12 protein-coding genes are annotated in these 13,487 nt (G+C 62.8%); 2 read left to right on the top strand and 10 right to left on the bottom strand.

The features are described from left to right. Window positions 1-6: 6 nt before the first annotated feature. The 9 genes from CQ14_RS07845 to CQ14_RS07805 form a co-directional block, all read right to left on the bottom strand. The gene (locus CQ14_RS07845; protein WP_057857338.1) at window positions 7-1,362 is read right to left on the bottom strand and encodes a S41 family peptidase; all 1,356 of its coding nucleotides are present in this window, start codon (window positions 1,360-1,362) and stop codon (window positions 7-9) included. Beyond that, the gene (locus CQ14_RS07840) at window positions 1,359-2,678 is read right to left on the bottom strand and encodes a murein hydrolase activator EnvC family protein (RefSeq protein ID WP_245320248.1); all 1,320 of its coding nucleotides are present in this window, start codon (window positions 2,676-2,678) and stop codon (window positions 1,359-1,361) included. Before CQ14_RS07840 ends, CQ14_RS07845 begins: the two co-directional genes overlap by 4 nt. A 100-nt stretch (window positions 2,679-2,778) precedes the next feature. Continuing rightward, complete coding sequence (rlmH, locus tag CQ14_RS07835; protein WP_057857336.1) at window positions 2,779-3,261, bottom strand: 23S rRNA (pseudouridine(1915)-N(3))-methyltransferase RlmH; 483 nt, start codon at window positions 3,259-3,261, stop codon at window positions 2,779-2,781. A 98-nt stretch (window positions 3,262-3,359) separates the two neighbouring features. Further along, window positions 3,360-3,713 carry a ribosome silencing factor gene (gene rsfS / locus CQ14_RS07830; protein WP_057857335.1) on the bottom strand — a complete coding sequence of 118 codons (354 nt, stop codon included), beginning with the start codon at window positions 3,711-3,713 and terminating at the stop codon, window positions 3,360-3,362. Window positions 3,714-3,933: 220 nt separating this feature from the next. Beyond that, window positions 3,934-4,563 (bottom strand): nicotinate-nucleotide adenylyltransferase, encoded by a 630-nt coding sequence (locus CQ14_RS07825; RefSeq protein ID WP_057857334.1) that lies wholly within the window; start codon window positions 4,561-4,563, stop codon window positions 3,934-3,936. A 133-nt stretch (window positions 4,564-4,696) separates the two neighbouring features. Beyond that, the gene (locus CQ14_RS07820; protein WP_057857333.1) at window positions 4,697-5,989 is read right to left on the bottom strand and encodes a glutamate-5-semialdehyde dehydrogenase; all 1,293 of its coding nucleotides are present in this window, start codon (window positions 5,987-5,989) and stop codon (window positions 4,697-4,699) included. Between the two features lie 113 nt (window positions 5,990-6,102). Beyond that, the gene (gene proB, locus CQ14_RS07815) at window positions 6,103-7,245 is read right to left on the bottom strand and encodes a glutamate 5-kinase (RefSeq protein ID WP_057857332.1); all 1,143 of its coding nucleotides are present in this window, start codon (window positions 7,243-7,245) and stop codon (window positions 6,103-6,105) included. A gap of 94 nt (window positions 7,246-7,339) precedes the next feature. Continuing rightward, the gene (gene obgE, locus CQ14_RS07810; protein ID WP_057857331.1) at window positions 7,340-8,392 is read right to left on the bottom strand and encodes a GTPase ObgE; all 1,053 of its coding nucleotides are present in this window, start codon (window positions 8,390-8,392) and stop codon (window positions 7,340-7,342) included. 196 nt (window positions 8,393-8,588) lie between these two features. Then, on the bottom strand, window positions 8,589-9,989 hold the full coding sequence (locus tag CQ14_RS07805) for a S8/S53 family peptidase (protein ID WP_156434756.1): 1,401 nt from the start codon (window positions 9,987-9,989) through the stop codon (window positions 8,589-8,591). Between the two features lie 171 nt (window positions 9,990-10,160). On the opposite strand from CQ14_RS07805, the gene CQ14_RS07800 reads away from it, so the two are divergent. Together CQ14_RS07800 and CQ14_RS07795 are read left to right on the top strand one after the other, a co-directional pair. After that, on the top strand, window positions 10,161-11,906 hold the full coding sequence (locus CQ14_RS07800; protein ID WP_057857329.1) for an adenylate/guanylate cyclase domain-containing protein: 1,746 nt from the start codon (window positions 10,161-10,163) through the stop codon (window positions 11,904-11,906). A gap of 38 nt (window positions 11,907-11,944) precedes the next feature. Further along, entirely contained in the window at window positions 11,945-12,934 is a 990-nt protein-coding gene (locus CQ14_RS07795) for a phosphatase PAP2 family protein (protein WP_057857328.1), read from the top strand. Here CQ14_RS07795 and CQ14_RS07790 read toward each other — a convergent pair. Further along, entirely contained in the window at window positions 12,931-13,413 is a 483-nt protein-coding gene (locus CQ14_RS07790; protein ID WP_057857327.1) for a MaoC family dehydratase, read from the bottom strand. The genes CQ14_RS07795 and CQ14_RS07790 overlap by 4 nt on opposite strands. Window positions 13,414-13,487 lie beyond the last annotated feature (74 nt).

Below are 13,487 nucleotides of genomic sequence, written 5' to 3'. Positions count from 1 at the left end.
GCCGGATCAGTTCGCGGCCTTGGTGGCGGGCTTGTCGACTGCCGCCTTGTCGCCGGTCGCCGGCCCGCTCGCCGTCGACTTGATGCCGTGCAGCAGGTCGGCCGCGGTCTTCAGCGCCTTGTCGTCCTTGGCGTCCGGCGGCACGTAGGACTGCGATCCGGTCTTTTCATCGCCGTCATTCTTCAGATGGCCGCGCAGCGAAGCCTCGCCCTTGGTGTCGGTACGCGACTTCAACTCATCCGGCACATCCTGCAGCACCTCGATGTCGGGGACGATACCCTTGGCCTGGATCGACTTGCCGGACGGCGTGTAATAGCGCGCGGTGGTGAGCCGCAGCGCGCCGTTGCCGCTGCCCAGCGGGATGATGGTCTGCACCGAGCCCTTGCCGAACGAGCGGGTGCCGACCAGCGTCGCACGCTTGTGGTCCTGCAGCGCGCCGGCAACGATTTCAGAGGCCGAAGCCGAGCCGCCATTGACCAGCACGATGATCGGCTTGCCCTTGGTCAGGTCGCCCGCATGCGCGGCGCGGCGCTGGGTTTCCTCGGCATTGCGGCCGCGGGTCGAAACGATCTCGCCCTTCTCGAGGAAGGTGTCGGAAACCGTCACCGCTTCCTCCAGCAGACCGCCGGGATTGTTGCGGAGGTCGATGATGAAGCCCTTCAGCTTGTCGCCGATCTGATTCGTGAGGTTGCCGATCTCGCGCTTCAGGCCTTCGGTGGTCTGCTCGTTGAAGGTGGTGACGCGGATATAGGCGATGTCATCCTGTTCGACGCGCGCACGGACCGAGCGGACGCGGATGTTGTCGCGCACCAGCGTGACTTCGATCGGATTGTCCTGGCCCTTGCGGATGATCTTGAGACGGATCTTGGTGTTGACCGGCCCGCGCATCTTCTCGACCGCCTGATTGAGGGTGAGACCCTGCACGGCTTCGTCGTCGAGATTGGTGATGATGTCGTTGGCCATGATGCCGGCCTTCGACGCCGGCGTGTCGTCGATCGGCGAGACGACCTTGATCAGCCCGTCTTCCATCGTGACCTCGATGCCGAGTCCGCCGAATTCACCGCGGGTCTGCACCTGCATGTCGCGAAAACTCTTCGCGTCCATGTAGCTGGAATGCGGATCGAGGCCGGCCAACATGCCTGAGATCGCCGACTCGACGAGCTTGCCGTCGTCGGGCTTCTCGACATAGTCGCTGCGCACGCGCTCGAACACGTCGCCGAACAGATTGAGCTGGCGATAGGTGTCCGAGGTTGCGGCACGCGCACTCGATCCCATCAGCACGGAACGAGGCTGGGTGACGAAAAGCGTCAAAGCCGCACCGGTGGCGGCGCTGAGAAGAATTACAGAAGTCTTGCGCATCATCCGCGAACCTTTTCGCCTTCGTTAGCGGCCCACCATGGGCCTGAGTCGATTGGAGTGCCGTCCTTACGGAACTCGACATAGAGCACCGGCTGGCTCGCGGTCGTCGCGAGAATGGATGCAACCTGGGACGTCGTCCCCATGGTCGCGACCGGCTCTCCCGTAAGTACAAACTGGCCGATGTTTACCGAAATGCGCTCCATCCCGGCGATCAGGACATGATACCCGCCCCCGGCATTGAGGATCAAGAGTTGTCCGTAGCTGCGGAAGGGCCCGGCGTAAACAACCCAGCCGTCACACGGTGTTGTGACCTGAGCCCCGGCTCGGGTCGTCAAAGAAATGCCTTTTTCGACGCCACCCGCGCCGTCGGAACCGCCAAAATCGCGAATTTTGCGGCCATTGACCGGAAAGGCGAACAGTCCCTTCGCAGAAGCGAATGCGATCGCCGGGCTGAGCCGGGCGGGATCTTTCAGAGCCCCCAGATTGGGCTTGCCGCCGGGGGCGGGCGGGGCGCCCTGCAGGCTGGCGGTGGCGGCCGCCTTGGCGGCGCTTTTCAGGTCCTGCTCCATTTTCGTGATCAGGCCCTGTAAACTGTCGACCTGCTTGGACAGGTTGATGGCGCGTGCGCCTTCGGCCTCCATGTCCCTTTCGATCGCGCTCTGCTTGCGCTGCCGCTCTTCCACCAGCGCCGCCAGCCTGATGGAATCGTCCTTCAGCCTGTCGCGGTCCCGAGCCAGTACGTCGCGCTGGTTGGCGATGTCCTTGCGCAGATTCACCAGTTCGGTGAGGTCGGCCGTGAGTTTTTCCGCGCGGCCGCGCAACTCGGGGACGACGGACCCAAGCAGCATGGCAGTGCGGAGCGATTGCAGCGCATCCTCCGGCCGAACCAGCAGCGCGGGCGGCGTGCGCCGGCCGGCCCGCTGCAACGCCGCCAGCACCTCGACGATTTCGGCGCGGCGTGAATCGAGCGAAGCGCGGATCTGCATCTCGCGACTGTCGAGCGGCCGCAGCCGCCCCTCGGTCTCGCCGATGCGCGTCTCGAGGCTGCGCACCTGCGCAGCGATGTCGATCACTTGCTGGTTGAGCTTGGAGCGGTCCTGTCCGATTGCCGCGATGTCGGCCTTCAGCTTCTGTTGCAGTTCGGCGGCCTTGCGCTGCTCCTGGCGTGCCGCCTCCAATTCCTGCTCGCGCTGCTTGAGGGCGTCGGGGGAAACGGCAGTCGCCTGCTGCGCAGGCGCCGCGGGCTGCTGCGCCAGCGCCGGCGATACCGTGGCGAAGCTCGCGGAAAGCAAGATCAGGGGAAGCGAGACGGCTGACATCCGCGACACGCCGCGATCGGCGGTGCCAGGGTATGAATGAATGTCCCGCGTTGAATGCATCCGGCCTATTCAGTGTTGTCTGTATTCATCTCACCGCGCCTTACGCGCGATGATAGGGGTGGCCGGCCAGAATGGTCGCGGCCCGGTAAATCTGTTCAAGAAGCATGACGCGGACCATTTGATGCGGCCAGGTCGCCGAGCCGAACGCAATGCGCAATTTAGCCTTGCGCTGCAATTCGGGCGAAAGTCCGTCCGCGCCTCCGATGGCGAAAATTGTGTTGGCGATCCCATCATCCCGCCACTGGCCGAGCTGCCGGGCGAAGGTCGCGCTGTCGATGCTCTTGCCGTGCTCGTCCAGCGCCACCAGCACCGATTTCTCCGGTATCGCCGCCGCAATCGCCCCGGCTTCCTCCGAGATCCGGGTCGCGGCATCGCGCGCCCGGCTTTCCGGAATTTCATGAATCGCAAGGCCGCGGAAGCCGAGCTTGCGGCCGATGTCCTCGAAGCGCTCGCGATAGCGTTCGGCCAGCTCCTGTTCCGGCCCCTGTTTCAGCCGGCCGATTGAGACCACGACTAGGCGCATGATTGTTGTTTCTGGCGTGCACTTTCCCGGCACGCGCGCTTTTCCGCGCGCGTCAGGCAAACTACATGCGCCTCAGCCGATTCGCATCGGCCGAGTGTTCAGATCGCTGCCGCCGCCGGGTTCTGCGCCCACAACCTTTCGATGTTGTAGAATTCGCGCACCTCGGGTCTGAACACGTGCACGACCACATCGCCGGAATCGATCAGCACCCAGTCGCAATTGGGCAAGCCCTCGACATGGATGTTCTTGATGCCGGTTTCCTTCAGGGCTTTCGTGACGTTTTCCGCGATCGCGCCGACGTGCCGGTTGGCGCGTCCTGACGTAACGATCATGTAATCGGAAAAGGCGGATTTGCCGCGAAGGTCGATGGTGACCGTTTCTTCCGCCTTCATATCGTCGAGGCGGGAGAGGATCATATTCAGCGTCTTGTCGGCGTCGGGTTGCGCCTTCAAGGCCGCAGCTTGTGTCGATGTTTTACGCGGGGTCTTGGCAGACTTGCTGGGAACCTTTGGTAAAACAGACTTTGACTTTGACAATACAGACGTGGCCAGGGACCATTCCTTTCACTGTATCGCGAACGCCGAATCCTTAGGCGTCGCGGACCATATTAGGCATGTGGGGTTAACGGTTTCAATATTCCAGTATCCCCACCCGCCGCTTCGGACCGAACTGTCACTTCTTTGCCTTCCAGCTCCCGTCGGAGTTCCGAAGGCCGGTCGATGACATCTTCAGTTTCATGCCGGTCAGGAAGACCCAGGCCGGCGCCTGCTGATCGGTTAGCCGGCTCGCCTGATTCTCGGGCAATCTGTAGCGCGCCAGCGCCTGGGCGGCCGGCGCGGCGAGCGCCCGGAAACTCTGCGGCGGGCGGTCGATCACGGCGATCGGCACCTCGGCCGCGATGCGCCGCCAGTCCTTCCAGCGATGGAACTGCGCGAGGTTGTCGGCGCCCATGATCCAGACGAAGCGCACGCCTGAAACGCGGCGCCGCAGTTGCATGATCGTGTCGACAGTGTACCTGGTGCCGATGACAGCTTCGAGACAGCTGATATCGATGCGCGGGTCGTCGGCGACCTCGAGCGCAGCGCGCGCACGTTCGGAAAGGCCGTGCAGCCGGCCGGTATCCTTCAGCGGATTGCCCGGCGTCAGCAGCCACCAGACGCGATCGAGCTTCAGGCGCTTGATCGCAAACAGGCTGATCGCGCGATGCGCCGCGTGCGGCGGATTGAACGAGCCGCCGAGCAGGCCGACGCGCATGCCATTGGTATGGAAGGGGATGACTTGCGCAGCGGATTGCAGTTGCATCAGCCGGGTCACCGCGGGCGCGGGCTGGAGCTATTTCCGTTTCGATGGAATCGAAACGGAGCTCCAGATTCTTGTTTTGACGCGTTTTCTTGACGCGAACCGGTTTCCACTTGGCTCGAAAACGCTCTGCGGTTCACGGCCGCGTCTGCCCGGTGCCGTGAACACGGTATTTGAAGCTCGTCAGTTGTTCTGCGCCGACCGGGCCGCGGGCGTGGAATTTGCCGGTGGCGATCCCGATTTCCGCACCGAAGCCGAACTCGCCGCCATCGGCGAACTGCGTCGAGGCGTTGTGCAGCACGATCGCGGAGTCGACTTCGCTGAGGAATTTCCCGGCTGCCTTGGCGTCCTCGGCCACGATCGCGTCGGTGTGGCGCGAGCCGTGGTTCTGGATATGCGTGATCGCCCCGTCGACGCCGTCGACGACGCGCGCGGCGATGACGGCATCGAGATACTCGGTGTCCCAATCCTCATCCGTTGCCGGCTTCACGCGCCCATCGATCTTCTGCACGGCGTCGTCGCCACGCACCTCGCAGCCGGATTCGAGCAGCATCTCGACCAGCGGCTTGAGCGTCGTCGCGGCGCCGGCGCGATCGACCAGCAGCGTCTCTGCCGCGCCGCAGACGCCGGTACGGCGCATCTTGGCGTTCAGCACGATCGACTTGGCCATGTCGAGCTTGGCGCTGGCGTCGACATAGACGTGGTTGACGCCTTCGAGATGCGCAAACACCGGCACGCGCGCTTCTGCTTCGACCCGGGCCACCAGGCTCTTGCCGCCGCGCGGCACGATGACGTCGATGCCGCCGTTCAATCCCGACAGCATCAGGCCAACTGCGGCGCGGTCGCGCGTCGGCACCAGCGTGATTGCGGCCTCGGGGAGGCCAGCCTCGCGCAGGCCCTGCGAGAGGCATTCGTGAATGGCGCGGCAGGAACGGAAGCTGTCGGAGCCGCCGCGCAGGATCACCGCGTTGCCGGACTTCAGGCACAGCACGCCGGCGTCAGCGGCGACATTGGGACGGCTCTCGAAGATCACGCCGATCACGCCGAGCGGCACGCGCACGCGTTCGATGGTCATGCCGTTCGGCCGCTGCCAGCTCTCGGTGACGGTGCCGACCGGATCGGGAATGGCGCGCACCGTGGCGACACCGTCAGCCATGGAATCGATCCGCGCCGGCGTCAGCGTCAGGCGATCGATGAAGGCGGAGGTCGCGCCGCCGGCCTTCACTTCGGCCACGTCCTCGGCATTGGCCGCGAGGATCTTTGCCGCATTGGCCCGGATCGCCCGCGCAATGGCCTCCAGCGCCCGGTCCTTCTGCTCCGGCAGCGCCAGCGCCAGCACCCGCGCGGCGGCGCGCGCTTGCGAAGCGAGGTCGGTCATCAAAGCGGGCAGATCGGCGTTGCCGTCGATTGCCTTGAGAGAGGCGGTCATTAGAGGTCTCGGGGCTTGAATTAAGGCCATGTCCTAGCACGGAAATCCCGCTTTTGCGAGGTCCGGAACCGGCATGGCTGGGCGGCTCCGGAGGCCGAAGCTCGGCCAATGGCCTACTTGACCGGGACGGTCCCGGCCGGGCCCACCACGAGATCATCGCGATGGATCATCTCCGCCCGGCCGCTGATGCCCAGAATGGCCATCACATCGGGCGACGAGCGGCCCTTGATCTTCTCCGCATCTTCGGCGTCGTAGGCGACGAGGCCGCGGCCGACCTCGTGGGTGTCGGGTCCGCGCACTACCACCGCATCGCCGCGGGCGAAATGGCCGTCGATCCTGATGACACCGGCCGGCAGCAGGCTCTTGCCTGCACGCAGTGCCGCAACCGCGCCGGCATCGATGGTCAGCGTGCCCTTCGGCTCCAGCGAGCCCGCGATCCAGCGCTTTCGCGCGGTGACGGGATTGGCGGGCGTCAGGAACCAGGTGCAGCGTCCGCCGTCCGCAATGGCCTGCAGCGGATGCTCGATCTTGCCCGAGGCGATCAGCATATGCGTGCCCGAGGTGGTTGCGATCTTCGCCGCCTCGATCTTGGTGAACATGCCGCCGCGCGACAATTCGGATTCGGCCGCGCCCGCCATGCCCTCGATCTCGGAGGTGACGGACTCGACGATCGGAATCAGCTTTGCGTTCGGATTGGCGCCGGGCGGCGCGTCATAAAGGCCGTCGATGTCGGACAGCAGGATCAAGAGATCGGCGCTCGCCATGGTGGCGACGCGGGCCGCGAGGCGATCATTGTCGCCGTAGCGAATCTCGTTGGTGGCCACCGTGTCGTTTTCGTTGATCACGGGCACCGCGCGCCATTCCAGAAGTTTGGCGATGGTCGAGCGGGCGTTGAGATAGCGGCGGCGCTCCTCGGTGTCCTGCAGCGTCACCAGGATCTGCCCGGCGCCGATGCCGTGAGCCCCCAGCACTTCCGACCAGATCCGCGCCAGCGCGATCTGGCCTACCGCGGCGGCGCCCTGGCTTTCCTCGAGCTTCAAGGGGCCGCGCGGCAGCTTCAACCGGCTGCGGCCGAGCGCGATCGAGCCCGATGAGACCACCAGAACGTCGCGGCCTTCGCCGTGCAGCTTGGCGATATCGGCGACCAGCGCCGACAGCCATTTGGCGCGAACCTCGCCGGCATCAGAATCGACCAGCAGCGAGGAGCCGACCTTGACGACGATGCGGCGGAAGTTTTTGAGCGCGGGGCGTTTCATGGATGCGGTCGAATGAAAGGGATTGTCGGGGAAGCAATACGCGCCAGCTCCGCGATTTGGAAGTGGCGCGGCCGCGGCAAAGGCCAGGTTTGGGCTAGCCCTGCGGCGGCGTTACCGGCGCCCACGGCGCCTGCCCACCCTTGGCCTTGAGCGACACCGGGGCCTCGCCGATCACGTCGACCAGCGCGTTGAGCGCTTCCTGCACCCCTTCGCGGGTGGCGGCGGAGAGCAGAAGCGGCGTCTTCTTCGCGGCGCGCTTCAGCCGCTCCTTCTGCTTCTTCAGTTCGTCCGGTGCGACCGCATCGATCTTGTTCAGCGCGACGATCTCGATCTTGTCGGCGAGATGCCCCTCATAGGCCTCGAGCTCGGTGCGCACCGTCTTGTAGGCCTTGCCCGCATGCTCGCAGGTGGCGTCGATCAGGTGCAGCAACACGCGACAGCGTTCGACATGGCCGAGGAAGCGGTCGCCGAGACCGGCGCCTTCATGCGCGCCCTCGATCAGGCCGGGAATGTCGGCAAGCACGAATTCGCGGCCCTGCGCGTTCACAACGCCGAGCTGCGGATGCAGCGTGGTGAAGGGATAGTCGGCGATCTTCGGCTTCGCCGCGCTGACGACGGAGAGGAAGGTCGACTTGCCGGCATTGGGCAGGCCGACGAGGCCGGCATCCGCAATCAGTTTCAGCCGCAGCCAGATCCAGCGCTCCTCGCCTTCCTGGCCGGGATTGGCGTTGCGCGGCGCGCGATTGGTCGAGGATTTGAAATGCGCGTTGCCGAAACCGCCATTGCCGCCCTGCGCCAGCACGAATTTTTCGCCGAGCTCGGTGAAGTCGTGGATCAGCGTTTCGCGATCTTCGTCGAAGATCTGCGTGCCAACCGGCACCTTGAGCACGATCGATTTGCCGTTGGCGCCATGGCGGTCCTTGCCCATGCCATTAGTGCCCTTCTGCGCCTTGAAGTGCTGCTGGTAGCGGTAATCGATCAGCGTGTTCAGCCCGTCGACTACCTCGACGATGACATCGCCGCCACGGCCGCCATTGCCGCCGGAGGGGCCGCCGAACTCGATGAACTTCTCGCGGCGGAACGCCACGCAGCCGTTGCCGCCGTCGCCGGAGCGGATATAGACCTTTGCTTCGTCAAGGAATTTCATGATTTGTACTAGTTAGGGCAGGGGGCCCCGTGCGGCAACCCTCAAGCGGTACCACATTGGCGAAAAGCCTTAATTTTTGAGCCCTTTTGAGGCGCGGTAGGCTTCGGTCAAAGTTGATCGCCATCGCGATCTCATCGCTGCGGGCCGCGGAGGCGGCACTATTGGTTGGAAGGGCCGCCTTCCTGGCACCACTCCGTCAGGGGTTGGCCAACTGGTCAAACGCCGCCTGTGCATCCAGCACGCCGTGTCCCAATCGCTGCCGAAGACCGTTGCTCCAGGGCACGGCAACTGGCTTTCGCGCCGTCTGGTTCAGAGTCCGTTTCAGCCGAGCGGGCGAGACGGACGCCGCATTCCACCGGCTTCGCAAAGCGGCAACAATCCCGCCGGCGAGCCCGCATGCGGCTGATGTTCCCGAATTGACGCTGAAGGCATCATCGTCTTCGCAGAACTGACTGGTCGCGCACAGGTCTGGCTTGTCAGCTAGGCGCGCGAGCCGTGGCTGACCGGGGCCTTGTGACGAGTATCCGAGCCACATCTCGTCGGCACGAACCGCGCCGACAGTGAGCACGGACTTAAGCGAATTCGCGCCCCAGATGCTGTGCCCGGGTCCGCGGTCTTTCGCCCCGCAGCGATTGTCGGGACAGAACTGGCCGCAATTGCCGGCGGCGAATATAACATCGATGTCTTGCCACACGGCGAGGGCGACCAAGAGGTTGAAGAGGTTGAATGGGTTCTCGGTATAACGCCCGAGCGGATATTCCGAACTGCGATCGTAGATTCCCCAAGGGTTCACCAGGATCCACTCTCCAGGGAATTTGCCCTGCGCCCGCCACAGGGCGATGTCGAACAGCATTTGACGAAATGCCGCATCAGCCAGACTGAGGAAGGCGGTAATGTTTGAAATCTTCGCCACCGGCGCCAGCGGCATGTCGAACAACTTGGCTTTTGGCGCCACCTTGAGAACGTTGTGAGCAATCATCATCGCGTGAGGACGACGCACCGAGCCCGGTTGCGGTCGAGGCGTTCCCGGCTGCGCGTTTCCGACTGTCCATCCGCCTGCGAAGCTGTTGCCCAACACCTGACGGTCGAGTCCCTGATCGACAATGACGACGTTGACGTCTCGCCCGTCCGTCTGGGCCTGCTGGCGCAGATAGTCGATGTTAAGCAGGCGCTCCGCCGCCGATCGGTCCGCAAAGAATGGGGTGGATGCTTCGCCGATGCACCAGTGGTCTGCGGCGGCAAAGGGCAGGTCGGGACTGTCGCCCACAAATGTCTTCCGCTTACCTTTAATCGCCGTGATAATGTCGTTAACCACGTCGGTGGCGGATTGCTTCTTGCTGCCTGTGATATCGAGCGCCACGACAATTTTCGGTGGCTTTGGGAGGCTCGATCGCTCCAACCCGAAGAAAACGTCATTGGAGGGTACCGCCCGAACTTTGAAAGGTGGATGGGCGTTCCGTGTGTCGAACAGCAGGAAGTAAAGGTAGGCCGCGGCCTTTCGGCGAGCCTCAGGGCTATCTGCGTTGAAAATCTCGGGCTTAAGGCCCTCGCTGTTTGCCTTGACGACGACGTAGTACCTGATCGGGCTTTGTGTCATGATCAATCGCTCCGGTTGTGCAATTCGGCAGCGCTTGGGGTAGTCCTATTTTCAAACTGGACCTTGCAATCAGGGGGAGCATAATAGAAAACTAACAAGTCGGCCAAAAATAAATGTGCGTGGTGCTGAGCGATGTCCAGTTGCCCACCTAACGGCGATAGCGCTCCACGCATGGAACGCCGGCTTGCAGCCATCGCGTTTGTCGATATCGCCGGTTACTCGATCCTGATGGCGCGTGACGAAACACGCACCCATCAGCGCTGGATGGCCATCCTCAGTAATGTCCTTCATCCGCAAGCGGCGTTACACCGCGGCAGGATAGTGAAGTCGACCGGTGACGGCGTTCTGGCCGAATTCCCCAGCGCGTTCGACGCGGTGCAGTGGGGGGCTGACGTCCAGCGCGTCGTACAGGTGCAGAACGCCGGTGGTGAGCTGCCATCGATCGCGCTGCGCATCGCCGTGCATGTCGGCGACATTATTACGACCGATTTCGACGTGTTCGGAGATGGCGTGAATCTCGCAGCGCGGCTTCAAGAGCATGCGCCGACCGGCGGCATCGTTGTTTCCGAGGCCGTTCACAATCTTGTGCGTGGCAGCGTCGGTACGGCGATGCAGGACCTTGGTCCGCTGAATCTAAAGAACTTCGAGTATCCGGTGCGCGCGTTCGCCCTCGACATTGCGGATCATCAGATCGAGGTTCCGCATATACAACCAGCCGGACGGCTACCATCGATCGCCGTGCTGCCACTGGAGAACAGCGGCGGCAATCCGGAGGACGATTATTTTTGCGATGGATGTGTGGAGGATATCACACTTTCCCTGGCCGGATTGCGTGAGCTTATGGTGATTTCACGCGGTTCGACGCTTGCGTATCGCGGGCGTCGTTCGGATCCCCGCGAGGTCGGCCGGATGTTCGGGGTCCGCTATGTCTTAAGCGGCAGCCTGCGAAGATCCGAACGGCAGGTGCGTGTATCGGTGGAGCTCTGTGACAGCCAATCTGGCACCACGCTTTGGGGCGAAAAATCGGAGGTTGCGCCGAGCGAATTGTTCGATGTTCAGGATCGCATCGTCAGAAAGATTGTCGGCGGCATCGCGCCGAATGTGCGCGCCGCAGAATTGCGCAATGCGATGAGGAAGAAACCGGAAAACTTCAGCGCCTACGACTGCACGCTACGCGCGCTGCATATCATGCACAGTCTCGACAAGAGCACCTTCATGCAGGCGCGAGATTTTCTGGAAAAGGCGATGGCGGAGGATCCTGAATTCGCTATGCCGATCGCCTGGGCGGCGCGCTGGTATGGTTTGTGGCTCGGGCAAAGCTGGTCGGTTGACCCGGCCGCAGATCGTGCCAAGGCTCTTGAACTCGCTGCCAGGGCCATCGAGCTGGATGGCCAGAATGCTCTCGCACTCGCGACCTACGGCCACCTGAAATCATGGCTCTCTCATGACTATGACAGCGCCCTGGTCTACTTCGATCGTGCCCTCGCGGCTTGTCCCAGCCACTCCCTCGCCTGGTTGCTGTCGAGTCCGACGTTGAGTTACATCGGGCGCGGCGAGCAAGCCGTAAGGCATGCCGAGCATGCATTAAGATTGTCGCCGCTGGACCGAAGCCTGTTCTATTATTACGCCCTTCTGGGTCTCGCTTATTACGCCACCGGCAATTACGCGGAAGCCGTGAAGTGGGCCTCCATGGGGGCCAATGAAAGTCCGCGCCATACGGCCAATTTGAGATACCTGGCTGCGGGGCTGGCGGCGCTCGGCCGGATCGAGGAGGCCCGCGAGGCGGGAAGAAAGTATTTGGAGATGGACCCGGCGTTCCGCTTGAGCAGATTCGAGCAGACGCTTCAGCCCTTTCAGATTCCAGATCTCAAGGAAAAACACATCGAGCATCTAAGCAAGGCAGGCCTGCCCCATTAACCGCGGAGCTTCATCGAGGCGAGCATAGGAGGGTAGCGATGACGGGTGGAATTGGATCGGCCGATTTCGACTTTGATTTCGATTTCGATTTTGATTTTGACTTTGACTTCTCCACGGGCGCTTCGTCTTCAGGGCGCTCGGGCGTGTTTAGGCCTATCGGCGTTTCTCCGGCGCTGGCAACCGTGCCGGACCACAACGGTGTGATGGAGGATTGGTACCACGGCTACAAATGGCCGCCGGCGGATTTTGCGTCTCAGTGGATTAACGCCCAGCCGACCGTCTTTCCGCCGAAGTATTGGGACGGGAAACTGTTTGCTCTCACCATTCTCAGTGAATTCGTGCGAGTGACAGATACTGCTACGGGAAACACTCTATGGGATCAGTTTCACAACGAACTGGCAGCGTTTCTTCCCGCTAACGCCGCCGCCTTTGACAAGGAACTGAAAGAAGTGGTCACGCTTATCGAATATCGATCCGGTGTCATGGCGGAGGCGCTGGCGCAACGCACCAATCCCTGGGCGTGGTTTCGTGGCATCCTGATGTGCAATTCCAAGTCTGCGCCACTGACCCATCAACTCGTCACGATTGCGAACGTAGTTGGGCAGTTTGTGGTGATGCACTACAAGATGGATTTCAAGCGCGCGAGGCCGTCGCAATATTCGCCGGCTTTATTGCCGCCGATCGAAGTGCCCGGTCATGCTTCGTTTCCAAGTGGCCACGCGACCGAAGCCTATCTCATCGCGCTGATTCTGGCGGCTGTAATGCCGGCCGCCGCAAGCGCTCCGTCTCCCTTAACGACTGGGCCTGCGCCGGACAATCCGCCACCACCTAATCCCGGCAGATCGCCGTTGCAGCAGATGGCGGCGCGGATCGCCCGCAATCGTGAAGTGCTGGGGTTGCATTTTCCGTCCGACAGCAAGGCGGGGCGACAGCTTGCGATCAGGATCTTCGATATCCTGCAGCAATGTCCATCAATCCCCGGGCTCATCACCCAAGCCAAGGACGAATGGAAATCGCCTGCCTACTAAGTCGCCGGCCGGCGCCGGATCAAAAACTTCTGCATTCCCTCCAGCACCAATTCCTTGCGCTGGTTGAACACGGTCGAGCGTAACGTCACCACGCCGGTGCTGCGGCCAGGGACGAGCTCGATCACTTCGAGTGCGGGATAGATGGTGTCTCCGGCATAGACCGGCTTCAAGAACTTGCTCGACTGTTCGAGGAAGCCGACGAGCGATTCCTCGACGATGTAGGGAAACAGGCCGGCGCCCGGCGCGGTGTGGACCAGGGTCTGGAAGCCGTGCGCGAGCAGGTCCGGCATGCCGCGGGCGCGGCAATATTCGACGTCGTAATGGACCGGATGGGTGTCGCCGCTCGCGGTCTGGAACGCGGCGAACACCGCCGAGGTCTGGGTCCGGCTTGGAATCACGAAGCGTTCGCCGAGCACAAAATCCTCGAACCAGCGCTGTTCGCTGATCATGCGATGCTGGGCGGGGTCGAAGTCGGTCATGTCGATTTCCTGTGGCGCTTCTCAGAGGTGTACCGGTATCGCAGAGGGTGGCCGCTGCGACAATTGGTTCAATT

Origin of the sequence: Bradyrhizobium lablabi (assembly GCF_001440475.1) — a bacterium.
GTDB classification, from domain to species: Bacteria; Pseudomonadota; Alphaproteobacteria; order Rhizobiales; family Xanthobacteraceae; genus Bradyrhizobium; species Bradyrhizobium lablabi.
The sequence above is the reverse complement of the archived record's forward strand: the minus strand, read 5'-3'. Positions and strand labels throughout refer to the sequence as shown.

Coding starts and splice junctions, on each gene's coding strand:
- CQ14_RS07845 (WP_057857338.1), bottom strand. CDS start 1,362: ATGATGCGCAAGACTTCTGTAATTCTTCTCAGCGCCGCCACCGGTGCG.
- rlmH (WP_057857336.1), bottom strand. CDS start 3,261: ATGCGCCTAGTCGTGGTCTCAATCGGCCGGCTGAAACAGGGGCCGGAA.
- CQ14_RS07795 (WP_057857328.1), top strand. CDS start 11,945: ATGACGGGTGGAATTGGATCGGCCGATTTCGACTTTGATTTCGATTTC.
- CQ14_RS07790 (WP_057857327.1), bottom strand. CDS start 13,413: ATGACCGACTTCGACCCCGCCCAGCATCGCATGATCAGCGAACAGCGC.
- obgE (WP_057857331.1), bottom strand. CDS start 8,392: ATGAAATTCCTTGACGAAGCAAAGGTCTATATCCGCTCCGGCGACGGC.
- CQ14_RS07805 (WP_156434756.1), bottom strand. CDS start 9,989: ATGACACAAAGCCCGATCAGGTACTACGTCGTCGTCAAGGCAAACAGC.
- CQ14_RS07800 (WP_057857329.1), top strand. CDS start 10,161: ATGGAACGCCGGCTTGCAGCCATCGCGTTTGTCGATATCGCCGGTTAC.
- CQ14_RS07825 (WP_057857334.1), bottom strand. CDS start 4,563: ATGCAACTGCAATCCGCTGCGCAAGTCATCCCCTTCCATACCAATGGC.
- proB (WP_057857332.1), bottom strand. CDS start 7,245: ATGAAACGCCCCGCGCTCAAAAACTTCCGCCGCATCGTCGTCAAGGTC.
- CQ14_RS07820 (WP_057857333.1), bottom strand. CDS start 5,989: ATGACCGCCTCTCTCAAGGCAATCGACGGCAACGCCGATCTGCCCGCT.
- CQ14_RS07840 (WP_245320248.1), bottom strand. CDS start 2,678: ATGTCAGCCGTCTCGCTTCCCCTGATCTTGCTTTCCGCGAGCTTCGCC.